General features: G+C 42.7%; 22 protein-coding genes. 15 read left to right on the plus strand and 7 right to left on the minus strand.

Annotated elements, in window-relative coordinates; all coding sequences use genetic code 11:
- Positions 1 to 5: 5 nt before the first annotated feature.
- The 6 genes from Q0590_RS04980 to Q0590_RS05005 form a co-directional block, all read right to left on the minus strand.
- Positions 6 to 785 (minus strand): Rossmann-like and DUF2520 domain-containing protein, encoded by a 780-nt coding sequence (locus Q0590_RS04980; RefSeq protein ID WP_302036392.1) that lies wholly within the window; start codon positions 783 to 785, stop codon positions 6 to 8.
- Complete coding sequence (locus tag Q0590_RS04985; protein ID WP_302036393.1) at positions 778 to 3,336, minus strand: heme lyase CcmF/NrfE family subunit; 2,559 nt, start codon at positions 3,334 to 3,336, stop codon at positions 778 to 780. Before Q0590_RS04985 ends, Q0590_RS04980 begins: the two co-directional genes overlap by 8 nt.
- A gap of 140 nt (positions 3,337 to 3,476) precedes the next feature.
- Entirely contained in the window at positions 3,477 to 3,923 is a 447-nt protein-coding gene (locus Q0590_RS04990; RefSeq protein ID WP_302036394.1) for a cytochrome c maturation protein CcmE domain-containing protein, read from the minus strand.
- Between the two features lie 110 nt (positions 3,924 to 4,033).
- A complete protein-coding gene (locus Q0590_RS04995) occupies positions 4,034 to 4,249 on the minus strand; it encodes a CcmD family protein (RefSeq protein WP_302036395.1) in 216 nt (71 codons plus the stop codon).
- Between the two features lie 89 nt (positions 4,250 to 4,338).
- Positions 4,339 to 5,031, minus strand: a complete 693-nt coding sequence (gene ccsA / locus Q0590_RS05000; RefSeq protein WP_302036396.1) for a cytochrome c biogenesis protein — start codon at positions 5,029 to 5,031, stop codon at positions 4,339 to 4,341.
- A 133-nt stretch (positions 5,032 to 5,164) separates the two neighbouring features.
- Positions 5,165 to 5,836, minus strand: coding sequence for a heme exporter protein CcmB (locus Q0590_RS05005; protein ID WP_302036397.1), 672 nt, complete (start codon positions 5,834 to 5,836; stop codon positions 5,165 to 5,167).
- 563 nt (positions 5,837 to 6,399) lie between these two features.
- Between Q0590_RS05005 and Q0590_RS05010 the strand changes: the two genes are divergently transcribed.
- From Q0590_RS05010 to Q0590_RS05065, 12 genes are all read left to right on the plus strand, one after another.
- Positions 6,400 to 7,167 carry a phosphosulfolactate synthase gene (locus Q0590_RS05010; protein ID WP_302036398.1) on the plus strand — a complete coding sequence of 256 codons (768 nt, stop codon included), beginning with the start codon at positions 6,400 to 6,402 and terminating at the stop codon, positions 7,165 to 7,167.
- A gap of 46 nt (positions 7,168 to 7,213) precedes the next feature.
- Positions 7,214 to 8,158, plus strand: a complete 945-nt coding sequence (locus tag Q0590_RS05015; RefSeq protein ID WP_366970312.1) for a polyprenyl-phosphate transporter — start codon at positions 7,214 to 7,216, stop codon at positions 8,156 to 8,158.
- A 57-nt stretch (positions 8,159 to 8,215) separates the two neighbouring features.
- Positions 8,216 to 8,980, plus strand: a complete 765-nt coding sequence (locus tag Q0590_RS05020) for a shikimate dehydrogenase family protein (protein ID WP_302036399.1) — start codon at positions 8,216 to 8,218, stop codon at positions 8,978 to 8,980.
- 141 nt (positions 8,981 to 9,121) lie between these two features.
- Complete coding sequence (locus tag Q0590_RS05025; protein WP_302036400.1) at positions 9,122 to 9,676, plus strand: RNA polymerase sigma factor; 555 nt, start codon at positions 9,122 to 9,124, stop codon at positions 9,674 to 9,676.
- The gene (locus Q0590_RS05030; RefSeq protein ID WP_302036401.1) at positions 9,660 to 11,504 is read left to right on the plus strand and encodes a hypothetical protein; all 1,845 of its coding nucleotides are present in this window, start codon (positions 9,660 to 9,662) and stop codon (positions 11,502 to 11,504) included. Before Q0590_RS05025 ends, Q0590_RS05030 begins: the two co-directional genes overlap by 17 nt.
- A gap of 170 nt (positions 11,505 to 11,674) precedes the next feature.
- Positions 11,675 to 12,094, plus strand: coding sequence for a hypothetical protein (locus Q0590_RS05035; RefSeq protein ID WP_302036402.1), 420 nt, complete (start codon positions 11,675 to 11,677; stop codon positions 12,092 to 12,094).
- A gap of 140 nt (positions 12,095 to 12,234) precedes the next feature.
- The gene (locus Q0590_RS05040; RefSeq protein ID WP_302036403.1) at positions 12,235 to 13,560 is read left to right on the plus strand and encodes an LVIVD repeat-containing protein; all 1,326 of its coding nucleotides are present in this window, start codon (positions 12,235 to 12,237) and stop codon (positions 13,558 to 13,560) included.
- Between the two features lie 41 nt (positions 13,561 to 13,601).
- Positions 13,602 to 14,300: a hypothetical protein gene (locus tag Q0590_RS05045; RefSeq protein ID WP_302036404.1), complete on the plus strand. Its 699-nt coding sequence runs from the start codon at positions 13,602 to 13,604 to the stop codon at positions 14,298 to 14,300.
- Between the two features lie 86 nt (positions 14,301 to 14,386).
- Complete coding sequence (locus Q0590_RS05050; RefSeq protein WP_302036405.1) at positions 14,387 to 15,142, plus strand: hypothetical protein; 756 nt, start codon at positions 14,387 to 14,389, stop codon at positions 15,140 to 15,142.
- A gap of 34 nt (positions 15,143 to 15,176) precedes the next feature.
- The gene (locus Q0590_RS05055) at positions 15,177 to 15,932 is read left to right on the plus strand and encodes an RHS repeat domain-containing protein (protein ID WP_302036406.1); all 756 of its coding nucleotides are present in this window, start codon (positions 15,177 to 15,179) and stop codon (positions 15,930 to 15,932) included.
- A gap of 233 nt (positions 15,933 to 16,165) precedes the next feature.
- Entirely contained in the window at positions 16,166 to 18,187 is a 2,022-nt protein-coding gene (uvrB, locus tag Q0590_RS05060) for an excinuclease ABC subunit UvrB (RefSeq protein WP_302036407.1), read from the plus strand.
- Between the two features lie 156 nt (positions 18,188 to 18,343).
- Positions 18,344 to 19,294 (plus strand): 1-phosphofructokinase family hexose kinase, encoded by a 951-nt coding sequence (locus Q0590_RS05065; protein WP_302036408.1) that lies wholly within the window; start codon positions 18,344 to 18,346, stop codon positions 19,292 to 19,294.
- Between the two features lie 8 nt (positions 19,295 to 19,302).
- Here Q0590_RS05065 and Q0590_RS05070 read toward each other — a convergent pair whose 3' ends face one another.
- A complete protein-coding gene (locus tag Q0590_RS05070) occupies positions 19,303 to 19,632 on the minus strand; it encodes a hypothetical protein (RefSeq protein WP_302036409.1) in 330 nt (109 codons plus the stop codon).
- 364 nt (positions 19,633 to 19,996) lie between these two features.
- Between Q0590_RS05070 and Q0590_RS05075 the strand changes: the two genes are divergently transcribed.
- The 3 genes from Q0590_RS05075 (at position 19,997) to Q0590_RS05085 (ending at position 22,926) form a co-directional block, all read left to right on the plus strand.
- Positions 19,997 to 20,713 (plus strand): DUF4397 domain-containing protein, encoded by a 717-nt coding sequence (locus tag Q0590_RS05075; RefSeq protein WP_302036410.1) that lies wholly within the window; start codon positions 19,997 to 19,999, stop codon positions 20,711 to 20,713.
- A 129-nt stretch (positions 20,714 to 20,842) separates the two neighbouring features.
- Complete coding sequence (locus tag Q0590_RS05080) at positions 20,843 to 21,724, plus strand: carbon-nitrogen hydrolase (RefSeq protein ID WP_302036411.1); 882 nt, start codon at positions 20,843 to 20,845, stop codon at positions 21,722 to 21,724.
- Between the two features lie 140 nt (positions 21,725 to 21,864).
- The gene (locus tag Q0590_RS05085; protein WP_302036412.1) at positions 21,865 to 22,926 is read left to right on the plus strand and encodes an agmatine deiminase family protein; all 1,062 of its coding nucleotides are present in this window, start codon (positions 21,865 to 21,867) and stop codon (positions 22,924 to 22,926) included.
- Positions 22,927 to 23,023 lie beyond the last annotated feature (97 nt).

A 23,023-nucleotide genomic window follows, 5' to 3' on the forward strand; every position in this document is an offset into this window, starting at 1 on the left:
GTATGTTATTTGCTATGCCTAATGCTTTCGGTTAGTGTGCGGTATATATGCTGTTCAGACGGATAAGCAGACAAATAGTCTATATGCTGATCAATAATTTGCTGGTCGTTCCGGTTGGCAGGGCCTGTTTGTACATAGGCCGGGTGACCGGCATGAAGGGCTTTTTGCACGGTTTCCTGGATGAGTGGCTTCAGCAGGTCAAACTCCAGGTCTTCGCGGTCGAGTATATTTTTGGCAATCCCCAGTAAGTGATTAGTAAAATTACAGGCAAATACAGCTCCTATATGTAGGACCTTGCGCTCCGCTGAATTTACCAGATATACCGTCTGGCTGATCTGTTGCGCCATTTCTACTAACAGTAGTTCAGTGCTTTCGTCAGAAGTTTCCAGGCAAAAAGGCACACTATGTATATCTAGTTTCGTATGCTTGCTAAAGGTTTGAAGAGGGTAAAAAACGCCTCTATATTCATGGTCCTGCAAAACCTCTAAGGGCAGTGAGCCAGATGTATGTGCTACAATTGCCTTTTCCGGTACTTTCAGGGCGGCAGCGATCTGCGCTACCTGGCTATCGGGTACGGCTATAAAAAAAACAGTTGCTTTGCTTCCAGAAAAGTCCAGTGACTGGGTAGGAGTAGCATTATATAATTTATCGGCCAGGGCTGTAGCATGTTCCAGGGTACGACTATATATTTCCCGCACCTGGTATCCGGCGGCTTCTAAGGCTACGGCCAGATGCCAGGCCACATTTCCAGCTCCGATAAAGGATATGTCTACCTCACTATGCATTCACCTCTACTTCTTTGTTGCGCATTTTGGCAAACTCTGAATACCTTCTGCTAATGGCTAAAATAAAGCCAATGGTCATAATGAATGTTCCAATCCACAGCACATTAATAAAAGGCATTTCTCTGGCTTTCATAATGATCCAGTCTTTCTGTGTGGTGTTGGTTCCGAAGGTGAAAGTGCCTTTGGCAGGGTCTATATTGGTGAAGGTGATTTTTAAGCCTAAGTCTTCTACCTCTTCGGGAATACGGCCCACCATCCGGTCTTTAATCAGATAGGTTGGGGTTACTTCATACTCCCTTTCGCGGCCCAAAACACGGATTTGTGCCTTTACGGCAGCATCTTCGGAAGTTAAGCTAATACCATCTACTTCAGAAACTCTTAGCACGTTATCTAATACGGCTACATAATCGTTTACAAAAAAGGTATCGCCAATGCTTACAATTTGCTCTTCCATCTTGCTCCATTCTTTAGCAGCATCCGGGTCGGCTACCGCATTTACGTGTGTATAAATATCGCGGGTTACAGTGTGTTTAATATCCGGAGAAGCTAGTATACCACCCATTTGTTCGTTAATCTGGGCTCTGGGATATAAATTAAACACTCTGCCTTTATCGTCGCGGTACTCCACCTGGTAATAGGTGTTTTCTGCATAGATTTCCAGGGTATCTCCTTTTTTGTAGTAAGTTTTTCCGTTCTGCACAATGTCTTCTTTCGCTACTACCTGGTAATCTACCTTTGTAGAGGCAACCTGATTTCTGTGCAGGTACCCGGGTACACCCCTGGCTTCTATGCGTTTGCCGCGGTAGGTAATCCAGTAGTTATCCATCCGGGTAGGCTGATTGATGGTAAGGAATACATTTTCCTTGGTTTCTTTATTATCATCTTTCTCAAAAAACTCGCCTGGTAACAACAAGCCACTTGTGTTGATAGATACTACTTTAGAGTACCCGGATGAAAACATAATGCCGATCATCATCATGGCTACCCCAATATGTGCCACGGCTCCACCAGATAATTTATAGTTGTTTTTGGCTACGTTCAGCAGAATTTTTCCGTTGGCTACGATAGAGAAAACAGACGTTGTCAGCAACACAATATACACCAGGTTATCTACCGGGGCTAATACAATAACCAGGGCCGATACCAATAAGGTAATCAGTACGGGAGTGGTTAATGAACTAATCAGTTTGTTCTTATCGATTTTTTTCCACCAGAAGAACTGCCCGATAGCCGAAAGCACCGTGATGATGACAGCAAACCACAACTGAAATTTCGTATAGTGTGCCACCTGGTCGGCTGGTGGCGCCATATTCGATACAAAGCCCATTGCCTCAATAATGGCATTGTACACCGGAATAGAAGTCGAAGCAAATACCTGGAAAGCCGCCAGACACAAGGTAGTAGCTCCAATAAATATCCAGAATTCCCGCGAGTAGGTAGATAATTCGGTATCATCGGTAGGTATTTTTTTCCATTCTTTAATGGATAATCCCACAGATAACACCAGGAAGGTTAATAAATAGATCAATAACTGGCCGGATAAACCCAGGTCAGTAAAGGAGTGTACAGAAGCATTGCCCAAAATACCGCTTCTGGTCAGGAAGGTAGCGTACAAGATCAGGATAAAAGAAGCAATTACCAGCACCACCGAAGTACGCAAAGCAGTGCCCCTTTTCTTATACATAATCATGGTATGAATACCAGCTACTAGCACCAGCCAGGGAATATAAACGGCATTTTCTACCGGGTCCCAGTTCCAGTATCCGCCAAAGTTCAAGGTTTCATAAGCCCAGTACGCACCCATTAAAATGCCTACGCCCAATACCATGGCTGCAAACAATGCCCAGGGTAAAGCCGGACGTATCCATTCAGAATACTTTTGTTGCCACAAGCCTGCGATACAGTACGCAAATGGAATAATCGGGATGGCATAGCCCAGGAAAAGTACAGGCGGGTGAATAACCATCCAGTAGTTTTGCAGCAAAGGATTCAGGCCATTGCCATCTTCCGGTACAAAATTAGGGTTGGTAGCAAAAATGGGGGCATCCTGCATGGCATCGCGCAGCAGAATAAAAGGTGAACTTCCTATTTTAAAATCCAGGCCTGGAATAACCACACCCAGGATCATAGAAGCCAGAAAGGCTTGTATCAGGGCAAATATAGTCATCACCGGGCCTTCCCATACTTTATTGGAATTCATTAACCATATACCTAGCAAGGCATTCCAGAATATCCACAACAGAAAACTTCCTTCCTGTCCCTCCCAGAAGCAGGAGATCATAAAATGGGTAGGAAGGCTCCTGGAAGAATGGCTCCAGGCGTAATGGTACTCAAAATAGTGGTTATAAATAATAAAGAATAAGCTGGCGACAATACCGAGTACGCTGAATAAATGTATGTAAAAAGCACTTCTGCCTAATTTCCGCCAGGCGTTGGATTCCAGCTCTGGTACACGGGCAAGCTGAAAATACGCATAGGTTGCCAGTAAAGCGGACACAAATGCTGTAATAATGAGTAGATGCCCCAGATTACCTATAAATGTATGAACCATTATTTAGTTAGATATATAATTTACTTTCCTGTTATTTTCTCCAGCACCAGCAGGCACTTTTTAACGTACACCTGCTACTATTTTATATGCCAGTTACAACACTTGTATTGGTGTAAAAACCGGCATTCTTTGTTAGCTAATTACAGCTTAGCTTCCACGCCTTTGCTATCGCTTCCATTTACTTTTATCTCATTCTCCTGATATTTTGATGGACACTTCATCAGGATTTTGTCTGCTTTAAAGGTTTCTCCTTGTATGCTTCCAATAACCACAATTTGTTCGGAACGTTCAAAATCCTGTGGCTTAGGCTGATTATAAACCACCTGGCGTTCTTCATTATTCTGGTCTACCAGGACAAACTCAAAATGATTAGCATCCAGGTGTGGCTGATAAGTCATGCCTATAATCTGCCCGGCAGGATCTTTTTTCAGTTTGCCCACCACATGCACCTTTTTATCTTTTCCATCTTCCGATAATTCGGTAGCTTCTTTAAACGAGACATAGGAACTGGCATCGCCGGCTGTAGACATGATAACCCCAATAGCTACAGCAATGATAATAATGACGAAAATGTGTACCTTTTTCATGTGTATAAATTTATTTTTCAATGGTCACATGGAGTGGCCATTTCATAAGGATATAAAGGATATATAAACTAATACTTACACCGTTGCCGGATGTTCAGCTAAAAAATGGCTTACTGATTTTCGCCTCTGGATTCTTTTTCCAGCTTGGAAATTTTAGTATCTATTCGTATTAAGTATAACAAAACACCCAGCAAAATAATGCTTAAAACTGCTACAACTACATAAATTTTTCCATCAGCCCGTAGCTGGTCTGCCATTTCAACTTCCTGTTGAGCCTGAAGGTTCAAAGAAAGCAGAGTAAAAATAAAGGCCAGTATTTGTTTCATAAAACCCTGATATACAATTATTTTATTAGTATACGCTTGTTGTGTAACCTATTTTCTGCCAACTATATTTTTCTGCACCCCTCTGCTCATTACCGGCTATGTACCACCGCTTTTGTAGTGCCTACTTCTTCCCGGCGGCGTTGCCAGGCCTTAACCCGGTAACTTACTTGTGTAATCCACACACCCAGTAACATCCATCCGATTACTGCCGGGTAAAACACCAGCCGCATTTTGTTATCCAGGTCATAGCTGCTAAATCCTGGGTTGCCTCCATTTCCGGGATGCAAAGAATCGGTAAGTCTGGGCAAAATAAACAGCAGCGGTACCAGGGTAGAGAAAGCAAAAATGTTATAAATAGCCGAAATGCGGGCACGTTGTTGTTCGTCTTCCAAAGAGTTGCGAAGCACCACATAGGCCGAATAGATAAGCATGCCAATGGCAGCACCGTTCAGTTTAGGATCGTTTACCCACCAGTCGCCCCAGGTATATCTGGCCCAGGCCATACCGGTAGCGAGACCAAGTAAGCCGAACAAAATACCGGTATGTGCGGCACTTACAGCAAAATCGTCGAGCTTGGGGTCAGACTTTTGCAGGTACCGGATGGAATACACCACCGACATAAACATAATGGCAAGCATGCCAAACCACATCGGTACATGAAAATACAAATTGCGTATACTTTCGTTGAGTATCGGCAGCCTTGGTACGCTTAAAAGCAATCCACCAATAACGGTGTATACCAGTAGCACGATACAAAGAATTTTCCACCAGGCTAATTTCATAGAAGTATTATTTTATGGCTGTTGGCTAGAAATAGCACGTATAGTTTAAAATAAAGCCTACCAAAAGTTTCAACAAATTTATAGTTTGTTCCACTCCCTATCCCCAACTCACGGTCATTTGCCGCTTCTTTTCTTAACTTCTCCAAAGATACGGAAACAAGACGTAAGATAGTGAAACTACAATCGCATTAATTGCCAGAAGGGTGAGTATTTCGTCAGAACTGGAAGCTCTGTCCAGTCCATCCATTGCATTCTTAGATACCTTCATCAGCATAAGCAGCATAGGAATAATCACCGGGAAACTGAGTATAGCCATTAGCACACTATTGTTGCCTGCTTTAGAGGCGATTCCTGAAACCATAGTAAGGGTGGTAGAGAAGCCAATAGCTCCCAGCAGAATACTGCAAAGAAACAGCAAATGATCTTGTACCGGATTACTGAGCATGAGTGAATAAAAGCCGTACCCCACCAGCGCCAACAGCAACATTAATAATGAATTATACACGATTTTAGACAAAATAATTCCCTGCGGACTTACCAGTGTATAATAATAAATAAAGCGCCCGTACCGCTCCTGCATAAAACTTTTGGCTACTGCATTTACAGAAGTAAAGAGCAAAATAATCCAGTAGACTGTGTTCCAGGTAGGCGGATTCATGGCGCTGCCCCGCAAATTAAAACTCATATAACAGATGAGCACCGTGCTCACTATATAAAGCAGCATACCATTCAGGGCATACCGCTGACGCCATTCAAGCAATATTTCTTTGTAAATTAAGGATTGTATTTCTTGTATCAGCCCCATGAATTATCTAAAAAAAGGAAACCTTGAAAAGGCAGAAATGCAGGTAACAGCTCTGGAAACCAGTTAAATGTGTATGGCAAACCGGCCAGGGCAAGCTCGCGTGAGTTACTCATAGTTGAATTTTTTATAGCTGTATATCTTTACGGTTCCAGAATACATATACTTTGCAAGTTAGCCTGAAGAAATTATAAATAAGGTTACAAACTTTATTTTTTCGGAAAGCAATACCCTGCAAATGTAAATAATATAAGAACAAATTAGATAATTAGGGCATTCGCTACTAATTTTGAATTTGCTTTTACCAAATAGTCATAAGTATTTAGTTAATTTGTGAGATTTCAAAAAATCCTGTAGCAACCACCAAAATTCACAGAGGCAATCTATTAATCAGTCAACAACTCACCATGTATAACAGGCTCTACAAGTAGTATGATAAGTAAAAGAGGCCGGTACATGAATTTATAAAAATTTTTAAGAGGAAATCTCCTTGAACTGAATCCACCCAGAGGGTTGAAAATAAAAAGGAGATTCCTTCTGGCTATAAAAAAATCAATTATTTACAGATGAATTACGAACTATCAAACATTCCTGAGCGTACCAGCAAACCTCGCCAGACAGGCTATACCATGGTAATGGACAAGGGGCTAAGTATCAGAGAAGCGGAAGATTTTTTAAGTGTGGCAGGCCAGTATGTAGATATAGTAAAATTAGGATGGGCTACTTCGTATGTTACCCCTAATCTGAAAGAAAAATTAGCCATCTATCGCGATGCTGGTATACCTACCTATTTTGGAGGCACGCTGTTTGAAGCTTTTATTATCCGCAAACAATTTGAAGACTACCTGCGCGTACTCGATAAGTTTGATATGACTTTTGCTGAAGTATCTGACGGTTCGCTGGAAATGCCTCATGAAGAAAAGTGTGAGTACATCCGCAAACTTGCTTCCAAAGTTACTGTGCTTTCAGAAGTAGGTTCGAAAGACGATCAGAAGATTATTCCGCCCTATAAATGGATTGCCCTAATGCAGGCAGAATTAGATGCCGGAGCCTGGAAGGTTATTGGGGAAGCCCGGGAAGGCGGCAATGTAGGCTTGTTCCGTTCTACAGGTGAAGTACGTTCAGGTCTGGTTGAAGAGATCCTGACAAAAATTCCGTTTGAAAAAATCATCTGGGAAGCTCCTCAAAAAGCCCAGCAGGTATGGTTTATTAAATTGCTTGGCTCTAATGTGAATGTGGGCAATATAGCTCCTAACGAAGTTATTCCGCTGGAAACCATACGCCTCGGCCTGCGTGGCGATACGTTTGATCATTTTCTGAAAACGACTAAATAAGCAACACACTCATTCATTATTCTTTTTACAACCTTTTATTTTTTGTATGATTAGAAATTTCAAAGAAAATATACTTTTATTTTCTAAAGGAATTGCCATGGGTGCAGCCGATGTAGTGCCTGGCGTATCTGGCGGAACCATAGCCTTCATTTCGGGTATTTATGAAGAATTGCTCGGCTCTATCCGCTCAGTTAATGGAACTGCTCTTAAACTGCTGGCTTCATTCAAAATCAAAGAATTCTGGAAACATATTAATGGTAATTTTCTGGTGGTTTTACTGGCAGGCATTCTCACCTCCGTTCTCTCACTCTCCAGACTTATTGTGTACCTGCTGAGCAATCATCCGGAAATGCTCTGGTCTTTTTTCTTTGGCCTGGTGGTAGCCTCAGCTTTGCTGGTAAGCAAGAAAATTACCCGGTGGACAATAGGTGTAATTATTGCCGGCCTTATTGGTACAGTCATTGCCTATTATATTACCATTGCCTCGCCTGCTGAAACACCAACCGATACCTGGTTTATCTTTTTATGTGGTGCCATCGCTATTTGTGCTATGATTTTGCCCGGCATTTCCGGAAGCTTTATTCTGGTGTTGCTTGGTAAATATGAATACATCCTTAACTCCGTAAAAGATCTGAAAATTACTACTATCCTTACCTTTGTTTTAGGATGTTTAGTGGGTATTTTGTCTTTCTCACATGTGTTAAACTTCATGTTGAAAAGGTATTTTAATATTACTGTAGCCTTGCTTACTGGTTTTATGATAGGTTCGTTAAACAAAGTATGGCCCTGGAAAAGAGTGCTTACAACGTATACCAGCAGCACAGGAGAGTTAAAACCACTGTTGGAAGAAAACGTGTCGCCCCTGAATTATTTCGACCTTACAGGAAAAGAAGCCTATCTGGTAGCTTGTGTAGTGCTGGCAATTTTTGGCTTTCTACTGGTATATCTGATTGAAAAACTCTCGTCCCGCAAGGAACAAGCCTTGGTATAAAACTTTTGTCAGAAAAATGATTTCCGTTTCTATCACCCGACTTAGCAGTACTAGTGAATGAATGTATTTGGCTTAATTGGTTACCCGCTCACCCACTCTTTCTCCAAAAAGTACTTTACCGGGAAATTTCTTCAGGAAGGTATTACAGATACTGTGTATGAACTGTTTCCCCTACCTGAAATAGAACTGTTACCCAAATTAATTGCCAGCCAGCCTAACCTGCGGGGGCTAAATGTAACTATTCCGCATAAACAGATTGTACTCCCCTACCTTACCAGAATAGACCCGGCGGCTGAGAAAATAGGCGCTGTCAATGTGATTAAAATTGCTGCGGATGGCACTACTACCGGCTACAACTCAGACTATTTTGGGTTCAAAGAAACCTTAACCGATTGGTTTATCAGGATACACGGAACCAATGGCCGGGCTACCCTGGAGCAGACGAAAGCTTTAATTTTAGGTACAGGTGGAGCCAGTAAAGCTGTAAAAACAGCCCTAGACGACTTGCAGATCGAAAGTTTATTCGTATCCCGCACGCCAGCATCCGGGCAATTAGCCTATGATTCGCTGGACGAGAAGGTATTACAGGAGTACAGGTTGCTGATCAATACCACGCCATTAGGCACTTCGCCAGCCATAGAAACCTTTCCTCCAATTCCGTATCAGTTTCTTACTCCGGCCAATTACCTTTACGACCTGGTATATAATCCGGAAGAAACCACGTTTATGAAAAAGGGCAAGGAGAGAAATGCCCAGGTGCTGAATGGCTTGCCAATGTTATATAGCCAGGCAGAAAAATCCTGGGAGATCTGGAATTCCTAAGATTAGTACTGCTGACAAATTGAGGTTAACAACCTTTCATAGATAAAATATATTTTCAGGCCTTGCAACCATTCCTTTCTCAGGTGGGTCATGGGTGTATAAAGCTGCTGTATGATCAACTTTTAAAACTTCTTTTCTTGCATGCACTATTCCGAAGAGGAACTACTGAACGGATGCATTAAAGGCGACCGCCTGATGCAGAAAATGCTTTACGAGCGTTTCTGCAAGCGGATGCTGGCTATTTGTTTGCGGTACTCCAAAGCGCAGCAGGAGGCAGAAGATATTTTACAGGAATCGTTCATAAAAGTATTCGAGCACATTAAGTCATTCCGGAAGGAATGTCCGCTGGAACAGTGGATAAAACGTATCGTGATTAACACTGCGCTGAAGCATAACAGAAGCAAGCTGTATATGTACCCTGCCCTGGATATTGAGGATTTGGAAAGGCCCATAGACGAAAATATTACCCTTTCTGATTTTCACTACAACGAGTTGCTGGCCATGATCCAGCAACTGGCCCCCCGTTACCAGGTAGTCTTTAACCTGTACGCCATTGAAGGTTTTCAGCATAAGGAAATTGCCAGTATGCTGGGAATTACAGAGGGCACATCTAAATCGCAGTTTGCCAGAGCCAGAGCCTTATTGCAGCAGATGATTGTTGAAAAAAAACGTGTAAACTATGAAAGATACACCTAAGCATAGTTTTGAGGATGAGTTTAAGAAGGCCTTTGAAGAGGCAGAAGCTACACCATCTCCAAAGTTATGGGCACAGATTGATGCAGAGTTAGCCAACAAAGAAGCCAGTATTTACAAGCGTAAGCTGTATATATACAAGCTTCGGGTGGCAGCTGCTGCCGTACTGGTAATTAGTTTTATGGGTATCTGGGTACTTAGCAGCCAGTTCTCCAATGATGTGTTGACCTCTGTACCTGAATCTGCCAATGGCCAGCAAAGCCATACTCCGGCAACTACCAAAACTGGTACCTTACCAGAAAAATCTGCTTCCCATACCGGAAAGGGTACACTTCCACCAGCAGAATCACCTGTGCTGGCGCAGAAAGAAACCGCTCCCGAATCCGGCTCTTCTAAAGTGACCGAAGAACATACGTTACCTACTGAAAACTCCGGCAAGACAAAAAATAACTCCTCTGGCAATACCAGTGTGCCTCAACAACCTGCTACCCCAAACATTCCTGAAACCATAGCTCTGGACGCAAACAAAGAAAATAACCCTGCTTCAACCAGCAGACCAGCTAAACCAAAATCAACTATACCACAGCCTAACCCTGCTACCCTAACTACCAGAAGCCAGGAAGCGCTTGCAAAACAGCACCCAACCAGCACATCTACAACTCCGGTAATCCGTGACGAGAGGGCAGCAGGAGAACAGACCTACCGTAATTTGCTTTCAGAAAAGGCAAATAGTGGCTTGAACAATCCGGCAAGCAATACTTCACTAGCCAACCAGACACCTGATAAAGGACAAGCGCTTGCCAACGATAGGTTTTCAACACAAACGTTTAACCGTATTCCTCAGGATGTTCCCTTACTGGATAACGCTATAGCTTTACAGGCTCCAATCGTTTCAGTAAAACCAAATCCTGCTGTATGGGTAGAAGAGAAAGAAGAACGAGAGCGTAACCAATCGGCTTCGCGCTGGGCAGTGGGCTTGGCTTTTGCGCCTAGTCAGTTTAATCCCAACATGCAGGTAAACCCACAGGCTTCTGCTTCATTATCGAATGCACGCAATATGTATTATAACCGCACGGCTGCACCGGCTCCTGTTAATACGTTCCATACCCTGCAAAGCAGTGCCAGTGTAGGCAAAGAACTGGAACAAGCAGAAAATATAAACCTTTCTTATAATGTGGGGGTGGATGTAGGCTATGCTTTATCCGAAAAATTCTCATTGCACAGCGGCTTGCTTTACTTACATAATAACTCCCAGATTACTACGGACAATTACCTTCAAAACAGTAGTAATCAGGAGAAATACCCGGAATTTATGGCGCTAATTCAACCATCTTTTTCCAACACCAATGCAGATTATGCCTATGCGCCTGCGCCGGTAAATATACCTGCAAATACACAGTTCCAAACATTGGAAATGGCTATTGCCAACAAATATTCAAATGCTTACCCTGGCGTAACAGAAGTAATTGTATACAATACGTATCAGTATTTGAGTATACCGCTCAGCTTGCACTATCTGCTACTTGATAAAAAAGTAAGCACCACCCTAGGCGCCGGTGTATCCGCTGACCTGTTTATGAAAAATACCATCGGCAATCCGGACGATAATGTTATCAATCAGGAATTTACCAGAAGCGACAACGGTCCGTATAAAAACATGAGTTTTAGTGGCCTGGTAAGCGCCAGAGTGAATTATAAAATTTCTTCTAAGTATAGTATTTATCTGCAGCCTAGCTACCGTACTGCTTTAAACTCTGTTACTAATTCGGCTTTGGTCAGCAGCAAGCCCAACGCCTTTGGCATAGGCACAGGTTTCCAATACCGCTTCTGATTATTTCAGAAATATGCTACTTAGAAGCCGGAATAAATAAATTATTCGGCTTTTATTTTTTTGCCAAATATTTTTTAGCACATGCAACCATCCGTTTTGTGCAAGGGTCATATCTATATAAAGCTACCCTATAGCTCATTTCTTACCACAACCAATCATACGATGTGCATATGATTACGCTAAAACCAAAATACCACCGCAAACTCAAAACATACGCCGATCTGGGCGTATACATTTTGTTATTGATTTTGTCGCTTGTGCTGCTGGGTACCGTTACCTCCTGCCAGAAAAATGAACTAGCCTTGCCAAATGCCTGCGGAACGATGGCCACAATTAAGGACCTGCGAGGCCTGGATGGATGCGGATTCGTTCTGGAACTGGATAATGGAGAAAGGCTGGAGCCAGTATATGCGTATGGTTTTTGCGGCACGCCTCCCCTGCCGGCTCCTACCATCGATAATGTAGATTTTATAGACGGAAAAAGAATAAGCATTGCCTACAACGTGTTGCCAGACAGAGGCAGTATATGCATGGCTGGGAAAGTAGTAGAGATTACTTGTATTAGCGAAACCGGAGATATTGCCGAATAAGTACTGTTATGCCTGGTGCTGAAAATGCACTTTTGTTAGTATACCCGATCGGAAATAAAACCTGGAAGTGGTATCCTAGCTGATATGAATGCCTTTTGACGTTGCCTCATCCTTTGTACATATTTAACCTTACTACCCGTATGATCAGACTTCTTTACTATGCCCAGAAAAGAGCATTTTTCCGGTTTTGCGCCTTCCTGATCCTGACAGCTTTAGTTGGCGGTTGCCAGGATACCTGCGAACGTATGTACACCTATACCTTGTATGAGCCTATTTATATGTCATTCGACGAGTTGCGGGCAGCCGTAAAAACAGAAGCTCCGCAAGATATACAGCAAGCAGGTAAAATTTACATTATCGGGAAATACTTATTGGTGAACGAGCCTAACAAAGGCATCCATATATTCGATAACTCCGATCCGGCTGCACCAAAAAACCTGTCGTTCATCAACATTCCCGGCAATATAGATATGGCTGTGAAAGGCAATATCCTCTATGCTGATAGCCACATAGATTTAGTAGCTTTTGATATCAGCAACCCAGCTAGCATTACAGAAGTAGGCCGGGTAGAAAATATCTTTCCTTCCTGGAACAGAACATTTGCCAATGCCCAGCAGGTAGATTTCAACAAAGGCATTATTGTAGACTTTAAAGAGTCCCGTACTACCCAGATCAGCGGATGTGGAGAAACTTCCATGCAACCCTATTTCTGGTATGAAGGTCATTTTGCCATAAGTAACCGGGCAGATTTTGCGGCTAGCCCTGTTTCTGCTATGCCTTCTTCGTCAAGCAAACCTGGCATTGGCGGCTCAATGGCCAGGTATACGATTTATGATAATTTCCTCTATACCATTGATGATGCCAATATGCAGCTGTTTGATATTTCTTCTCCGGCAAATCCGGCATTTTCAAGCTTAATTAATGTTGGCTTCAATATTGAAACCATCTATCCATACAAAGACAAGCTGTTTATCGGTTCGCAGACCGGCATGCATATTTACGACAATGCTGACCCAGCCAATCCAGTGCGGCTGTCTACGTTTGCCCATGTCAGGAGCTGCGACCCGGTGGTAGCCGATGACAAATATGCCTATGTAACCCTACGTAACGGAAACACATGTGGCGGCATTGTCAATCAACTGGATGTGATAGATATTACCAATCTTTCTTCGCCTAGGCTGATAAAATCATACCCCATGAGTAACCCGCATGGCCTGGGTTTAGATTATGATAACAATACCCTGTTTGTGTGTGATGGCACTTCCGGGCTGAAGGTATATAATGCCAATAGTCCCCTTATATTAGATAAAAACATTCTCAGCCGCAAAACCGGCCATACCTACGATGTAATTCCCTATAAAAACATTGCCATTGTTACCGGCAACGATGGCATCTCTCAATATGATTATACTGATCCGAAGAACTTGAAGCTGCTCAGCAAAATTTCGGTGGTAAAAGCAGAGTAAAAGAACTTTCGTTGCAACAGGATTAAACAATGGATGGGTACATGATAAAGCAAACCATTGCTGTCGTAAGTATTCTTCTGCTCCCTATGCTGACAAGCTATGGACAACAGAATACTATATATGTGGGCACATCCATTTCTTTGCATCACGAAATCCGCAATAAAATGATTTACGGGCCGGGCAGAGTTAATACAACTAGTGCTACCAGCTTTTTTGGTACAGGAATCAGACTTCAGAAGAAAATTAGTCAGAGCTGGGGAGTTAACACAGGAATTGGTTATGTCAAAAGGCACTACGAAATGATAGTTCCCTTTAACTACTGTTCTTTTCTAGAACCCGGCGAAAGCTGCCCTTATATATTAGCTCATACCAACAAATTTGGATACAAGACGGCTGAAGTTTCCCTGGGAATAAATAAATACCTGATAGCACAGAACAAAGTTGAACTTTACATAAATCTAACTTCCCTGGCAGCATTTAATTTTCAATCCTATTACTATTCATTTACCCCAGCTGTTGGAAGAAAGAACATGGATCAACTAAATGTATATTCAACTTCGTTACTAAGTGGGTTGGGCTGTAGTTATAGCCTGACAGAGCGTATAAAAGTAACTATTGAACCTTTTATAAGACTTATTCATATGCGACGGCAAGACCCTATATTACTTACTGGCCATGAAAGAAGACGTACAAATTTTGACAACTATGGAAGCCATTTGCTACTGATGTTCCGGATATAAACACCTATTAATCAAACTTTTAACTCAATTGTAAAATGTAGGCATGTATTTTATTATGTGCCTACTTCACTTTCCGAACAAGTCCTATGATTAAAGTTTACTTACTGTATTTACCGGCAATGGTTTTTATCCTCCTGCTAACTGTATCTTCTGCTTCTGCCCAGAGAAACTTGGAAGATGTACTCTACCTGAAAAATGGCAGTATGCTAAGAGGAAAAATTACCGAACTGAGTGCCGATACCATTAGCATCGAAATAGTAGGCGGCAGTGTATTTGTTTTCCCATCCTCCGAAGCCAAAGGGATTTCCAGAGAGAAAAAACTCGTGCGTTACAAAGAGTCCGGGTATATGTTTGTATTGGAAACCGGACTGCTAGCCGGCAAACGTCCTGGAAATAGTCTTACCCGTGCAAATGAAAGCATTAATAGTTTTACCCTCCAATGCATAAACGGGCATGAGTTCAGACCCGAACTGGCACTGGGAATCGGAACCGGTATTGACAGTTATCAGAACTTTACCATTCTCCCGGTGTATTTGCGGCTAAGTGGCTCCTTTCCTAAAGTAAGCCAGAAATTTTCTCCGATGTATATCGTAGATGGTGGATACGGTTTTTACAGCCGCTTATTTAACGGCAACAATATCACTAACGGAAATGGCGGCCTTATGCTGAATCCGGCGGCAGGGGTACGTATCCGGTTAAGTAACAGTAGTTCTTTTATTCTGAATGCCGGATACCGGTTTCAGAAAGGCAGTACAGCCAACTTTTTCGGTACCCCGGGAGATGGTATCCGGGAGAAAATTACCTTTAACCGGGTTTCTATACGCGCCGGATTTATGTTCTAACCTTTTTTACTTGCATTCTTGCTATAGCTGTATTATGTACCATAAACTATATCTGGTTCTTGCCAAGGCACTATTTATATCTATACTGATAGTAGTATTGCCATCCTGTAAAAAAGAAGATGGAGAGGTCTTTAAAAAACCGGTTGGGCAAGTGCAGTTGAAAGAAATTCGTGTAGACAATCAAATCCGCCATAGTTTTATCTATCATCAGACAGAATTAGCGGAAGAAAGATGGTTTGGATTTGATTGTAAAAACACCCCAACGGATGTATTTATTTATGTTTATCAACAGGGCAAACTAACTTCTTTAGAAACTACCTTGCGAAGTTTATACTCCAGTACAGCTGCCCTCTGCGATCCCAACACTGGCATAACAACGGAAGAAAGCTACGAATATGATACACAAGGAAGGCTACATAAAACCATCCGGGATAATAGCTATACCATTTATGACTATACTACCAGTGGATTGGTAGCAAAACAAACCCTGTATTCTTCCAGTGGCACAATAATAAGTACTACTCATTTCCGGCATGATGCCAGAGGAAATATTATCGAAGAGCAGGATGCGCAGGGAAATAGCACACAATATGAGTACGATGATCAGCCAAATCCCTTCTACCTGATCAAGCAAAAGCCCGGCTGGATAAGTGCCTATAACAAGAGCCCCAATAATGTTTTAAAAGCAAGCGGAGCAGTTACTTTTGACAGAACTATTGAATACTTTCCCAATGGCCTGCCCAGGCGTGTGTTAGAGAATGGGGTATATTATACATATCATTACGAATAATATACGCTATGCAACTCTTCATAGGTTTTCGAAACCTGTAAGGGGTTTTTACAGGTACACCTATCATTCTTATTTTTTCTCAGATCAACTTTTCGCTTCTTTTTGGTGTTAAATTTATATTGGCTCTGCCAAAACAGCAGAAACTATATGAAGTAAATCAAAAATGGCAAGAGGCTAGTTTAATTTTCTAATTTTCATATCTTCAAATTTCCTAATTCCTTATATTCTTATACATGGCATTTCAAATTACTTCTGAGTATGTGCCTACCGGCGATCAGCCCCAGGCAATTGACCAGCTAGTGCAAGGCCTGGAAGCAGGCGAACCAGCTCAGACACTGCTGGGTGTGACCGGATCGGGCAAAACGTTTACTATTGCCAATGTAATACAACGCGTTCAGAAACCCACGCTCATACTGAGCCACAACAAAACCCTGGCAGCCCAGTTATATGGCGAATTCAAGCAGTTTTTCCCAAATAATGCAGTAGAATATTTTATTTCGTATTACGATTACTACCAGCCGGAAGCCTACATTGCCACTACCAATACCTATATAGAAAAAGACCTTTCTATTAATGAAGAAATAGAAAAACTCCGCCTGAGTGCTACCTCTTCTTTAATGTCTGGCCGGCGGGATGTAATGGTTATAGCTTCCGTATCGTGTATCTATGGTATCGGGAACCCGGATGAGTTTGGCAAAAGTATTGTAAAATTAGCTGTGGGCGATGTTATCAGCCGGAACCGCTTTCTGTTTTCCCTGGTAGATATTCTGTATAGCCGAACCGAAGCAGAATTCAAACGCGGCAACTTCCGGGTAAAGGGAGATACAGTCGATATTTTTGTAGCTTATGCTGATTTTGCCTACCGTATATTCTTCTTTGGCGACGAAGTAGAAGCCATCCAGCGGATAGATCCTGCCAGTGGAAAGAAGCTATCTGATGAGCAGCAAATTACCATTTTCCCGGCCAATCTTTTTGTTACCGGAAAAGACGTATTACATACAGCTATTCATGAAATTCAGCGGGATCTGGTATCGCAGATTAAATTATTCGAACACGAAGGACGTTTTCTGGAAGCACAACGGATTAAGGAGCGTACCGAGTTTGATATGGAAATGATGCGGGAATTGGGCTATTGCTCTGGTATCGAAAACTATTCCAGGTATTTCGACAGGCGATTACCAGGCTCACGGCCTTTCTGTCTGCTGGATTATTTCCCCGACGATTTTCTATTAGTAATTGATGAGAGCCACGTAACCTTGCCTCAGATCCGGGCTATGTGGGGAGGCGACCGTTCCCGGAAGGTGAGCCTGGTAGATTTTGGGTTCCGTTTGCCTTCAGCTATGGATAACCGGCCGCTTACCTTTCAGGAGTTCGAAGATTTAAGCAGTCAAGTAATTTATGTAAGTGCTACGCCCGGTGATTACGAGTTGAGAAAATCCGAAGGAGTTGTGGTAGAGCAGATTATCCGCCCAACAGGTCTGGTAGATCCTGAAATTGAGGTACGTCCAAGTTTGAATCAGATAGATGATTTGCTGGACGAAATAGAAGAACGCATCAAGCGGGACGAACGTGTGCTGGTAACCACACTTACCAAACGCATGTCGGAAGAATTACATAAATATTTAGACAAACTTAACATTAAAAGCCGCTACCTGCATTCAGAAGTAAAAACATTAGACAGGGTAGAAATTCTGCGGGAACTCCGGCTGGGTGTGATAGATGTACTGGTGGGTGTTAACTTGCTACGTGAAGGTCTGGACTTACCGGAAGTATCGCTGGTAGCAATTATGGATGCTGATAAAGAAGGTTTCCTGCGCGACAACCGTTCACTGATACAAACCATCGGGCGTGCGGCACGGAATGAACGGGGCAAAGTAATTATGTATGCCGACCGCATTACTGGTTCTATGAAAGAAGCTATTGACGAAACCTACCGCCGCCGGCAAATTCAACAAGAATATAATGCAGCCCATGGTATAACTCCTAAAACGGTTATTAAATCGAAAGATGCTATTATGAACCAAACCCGGGTTGCTGATAGTGGAAAAACAACCAAATCGTACTATGTAGAACCGGAAGAGCACAGTGTAGCCGCCGACCCGGTAGTAGCTTATATGACCAAAGACCAACTAGAGAAGTTGATACAAAAGACCCAGAAATCTATGGAAAAGGCGGCCAAAGAACTGGATTTTATGGAAGCTGCCAGACTACGCGATGAGTTAATGGAATTAAAGAAGATGCATCAGGGCCGATAAGCTTGTATATTTTTTTATAAAAAAATGGCGGATAGTCTCCGCCATTTTTGTTTTAGCACCTAGGTTATTTCCATAAAAACAGAAATTTTCAGCGCAGATAGTTGAGCTTTTCATATTCTATGCACAACTTGTGCTTTTACTAAATGAAACCTGCCCATGAAATCCATTGTCACCATTACCCTGAATCCGGCCATAGATAAAAGCACCTCAGCGGATCATATTGTACCCGAACATAAGATCAGGTGTGCCAAACCTATATTTGAAGCCGGCGGTGGGGGTATTAATGTTTCCAGGGCTATAAAAAAACTGGAAGGGGATTCCCTGGCTATATTTCCTGCCGGAGGCCCTCCGGGAATGCTGCTACAAGATATTCTGAAAAAAGAAGGAGTAAAATACCAGGCCATTCCTGTAACTCAATGGACCCGCGAAAACTTTATTGTGGTAGATAGTTCCACCAATAGCCAATACCGCTTTGGTATGCCAGGACACGAACTAACAGAAGCTGAAGCAACCGCTTGTCTGGATGCTTTGCGTACCATTACGCCCAAACCAGCGTACATAGTAGCCAGTGGCAGTTTGCCTCCCGGCTTATCTTCCGACTTTTTTGCCCGCATTGCCCGGGTAGCAAAAGAAGTGGGCGCCCGGTTTGTTCTGGATACGTCAGGCGAACCCTTGAAACTGGCGGCTAATGAGGGAGTATACCTACTTAAACCGAACCTGGGTGAGCTTAGCAAACTGGCCGGTGTAGAAACAATCGAAACGGAAGGCGTACACAAATATGCCCGTCAGATTATAGACAAAGGTAATTGCGAAGTAGTAGCTGTTTCATTAGGCCCCGGAGGCGCTATGCTGATAACCAAAGATCTGATTGACCATGTACCAGCGCCCACGGTACGTAAACGGAGCACGGTAGGAGCTGGCGATAGTATGGTAGCTGGTATGGTATTAAGCCTGGGCTTGGAAAGAAGTTTGCGGGAAATGATCCGGTATGGAGTAGCCTGTGGTACGGCAGCCACCATGAACTCTGGGACAGAACTCTGCAAAAAAGCTGATGTAGAGTACTTATACGAATGGATCTGCAAGTTCAGTGCACCAGTAAACAGCTAGTGCCCTCTTTATACATTACTTCTCCGGACAGTATCTTTGCTCTCCATTTCTTGCACAGCGGTTTGGGTAATCACATCGCCGCCTAGCTTTTGGTATAGCTCAGGGTCTTTGTGTTTTACTTTTCTGGTAAGAAACGGAATAATCACTTGCAACTCCTGGATTTTCCAGTCGTGCACACGAAGCCTTCTGTAAAAGGTATCTTTGGTGAAACCAAGCCTGGTCCATATTTCGCGGTGCCGTGCTCCGGAAGCCTCAATAAGTTCGGCAATAGACATTTGCAATTGCCTGTACGATAAAATAATACTTTGGTACGCCTTAATTATATTATAGTTCAACATACGATTATCTTTATACATCACAAAAAGCTGCCTGATTTAGTAAAATAAGCAGCATATAAATAACTATTCCCTTCAACTACGCACACAAAAGCCCACTGCTACGCTTGGTAGAAGAACAGTTGAAATACCTGAAAATTACATATAATTACAAGCTAGCCTATACACCGTTCATTGATGAACCAATGCTATGATACTGGGGAATGAAAGTATTAATTAGCTAGCCTTCAATAATTTTTGGAACTCACCATGTATACGTAGGGCACAAAATGAAGGTTATAGCGGAATATACAGTTTAATTCGCATCTTTAAAATGACTATACGTTTGAATAGTTTCTATAACTTTGCAGCCATAGCTACTTTCGTAATGACTCTCAAACCTCCTGTATTCTTGCTTTTTCTAGCCTTTGTGCTCTTTGCTGGCTGCAGCAAATGGGAAGAAGAGCCAGTGATTAGCCAGTTATTAATAGTGAATGCCTTTCCGGATGCAGCCAGCCTCAACATCCGGGTAAATACTGATGCAGAATCTATTCTGGATTTTGGCGCGGCTACGCCTTATCAGCCACTACGAGCTGGTCAGAGCACTTTGCAAGTGAACATCGGAGATAGAACTCTAAGAAGTGGATATTTAAGGTTGGCAGAAAATAGAAATTACTCATTATATATACTGAAAGGAATAGAAAATCCAGATCTATCAATTAACCGTCCTGATTCAATAATTATCCGCATAGATACCTTGCCTGCGCCAGAAGTAGGAAGAGCTAAAATTCGTTTCGCCAACTTAACGCCACTGTCTGAAGGATTAGACTTACGTTTGCGAGTAATTGGCCCTACGAATGATACAGTAATATTGCCTGCACGTACTTCTCCAAACTATACACCTTTTTCCACGGTTGATGCATCAGCACGAGGATTTAGTTTGAGTCTGTTGAGAGGTACTGAAGTTGCAGCCACTCTTTCTATTGATACGCTTGCCTCAGAACGAACCTATACCATAATAGCCACTGGGTATAGCACGCCTCCACCTGGCAATCCAAGGGGGCTTACGTTGCGGGTTGTGGCTAATCGCTTGGAGAGAGAATAATTGCAAAAAATTGATTACTAACGGAACTATACCCGCCGCATATCACTATATACTGTGTAGATAAATGTAGAATAAACGTGCATTTATTCTGTTAATTTTGAACTCATTAAACCCATTTGTTTCCGTACATTGAACACACAACCGAAACTGGTAAAAGTAGGGCTGATACAAATGTCCTGCACCAAAGAACCAAAAGAGAATTTAGAAAAAGCTATTGTAAAAATAAGGGAAGCGGCAGCTAAAGGTGCCCAAATTGTTTGCTTACAGGAGCTATTTACCTCTTTGTATTTCTGTGATGTAGAAGACTATGAAAACTTCAAACTGGCAGAACCTATTCCCGGCCCTTCTACCGATGCTTTGTCTAAAATAGCTGCTGAGTTGAATGTAGTAATTATTGCCTCTTTGTTTGAAAAACGGGCACAAGGCATTTACCATAATACTACGGCAGTGCTGGATGCAGGTGGAAAGTACCTGGGCAAATACCGCAAAATGCACATTCCCGATGACCCTGGTTATTACGAGAAGTTTTACTTTACTCCCGGCGACTTAGGCTACAAAGTATTCCATACCAAATATGCCCGCATAGGGGTGCTTATCTGCTGGGATCAGTGGTATCCGGAGGCTTCCAGAATTACTGCTCTCATGGATGCAGAAATTCTGTTCTACCCTACGGCTATTGGCTGGGCATCCAGTCAGGAAGTAGATACGAATACTGAGCAGTATAATGCCTGGCAGACGATCCAACGTTCACATGCCGTAGCGAACGGTTTGCATGTGGTATCGGTGAACCGTGTAGGCGATGAAGGCCCGATGAAGTTCTGGGGAGGCTCTTTTGTTGCCAATCCTTTTGGAAGAGTATTATACCAGGGTTCCCATGATAAGGAAGAAATACATGTGCAGGAGCTGGATTTAAATAAAACAGATTCCTACCGGACACACTGGCCTTTTATGCGTGACCGCCGTGTAGACTCTTACCAGCAGATCACTAAGCGTTTTATAGACCAGGAATAACCGGGTATAGTGCATGGCACAGAGGGATACTCCAACTTGTTGCTATGCCTATATAATCTTGTCACTCAACTATATTATCACCATTTATATCCATTGTAACCTGTTAGGTTTTTATAACTTAACAGGTTTATTTTGCTGCCATGACTAACAAACTTTCCGGACAATTTCCTGCGGATTTAGGCTATTACTTTCCTGCTGAGTGGGCAAAACATACGGCTACCTGGCTCAGCTGGCCACACAAAGAAGCTTCCTGGCCTGGTAAACTAGAAACCATTTTTTCTATCTATAGCCAGTTTATTAAAGAACTTACCGCCGGCGAACATGTATGCATTAACATCAGCGATGAAAAGATGCAGGCCTTTGCCATTAATCATTTACAGCAAGCTGGCGTAGATTTGAAGAAGGTGTCTTTCTTCAGGCATCCAACTAATGATGCCTGGTGCAGGGATCATGGCCCGGCTTTTCTGATCAATCCGAAAGCTGATAGTAAAAAGGTAGTAGTAGACTGGGGCTATAATGCCTGGGGCAATAAATACCCACCCTATGACCTGGATGATATAATTCCGACCTTAATTGCCAAGCATTACAATATTCCGGTAGTTCATCCTGGTATCGTCATGGAAGGCGGCTCCGTGGAATTCAATGGGCAAGGTACGGTACTAACCACTACAGCTTGTTTACTGAATCCTAACCGCAATCCGCACCTGAATCAGGAGCAGATTGAAGGGTATCTGCGGAACTACTATGGGGTGGAACAAATCCTCTGGCTAGGCGAAGGCATTATCGGCGACGATACAGATGGACACATAGACGACATTACCCGGTTTGTCAATGCAGATACGGTGGTAACCGTAATCGAACAGAATAAGGCGGATGAAAACTATGAAATTCTGCAGGACAACCTAAAAGAATTAAAGAAGATGCGCCTGCTTAATGGAAAACAACTGAATATTATAGAATTACCTATGCCTTCGCAGGTTATTCACGAAGACCAACTATTGCCGGCATCCTATGCAAATTTTTACATTGGAAATGCAGCCGTAGTAGTGCCTACTTACCGGGACGACAAAAATGATCAGTTAGCGTTGGATATTCTAACCAGCTGTTTTCCCGGCAGAAAAGTAGTGGGCCTGGATTCTACCGATATCATCTGGGGCTTGGGAAGTTTTCACTGCCTGAGCCAGCAAGAGCCTGCTGTATAAGGCTAAGCCAGTTCCAGGTATACTACATGCCTGATAAAAACAAACCGATTAGATTCAATTATCTAATCGGTTTGTTTATTTGTGTAGGTACCCAAGG

This window comes from Rhodocytophaga aerolata, from assembly GCF_030503435.1.
GTDB lineage: Bacteria > Bacteroidota > Bacteroidia > Cytophagales > 172606-1 > Rhodocytophaga > Rhodocytophaga aerolata.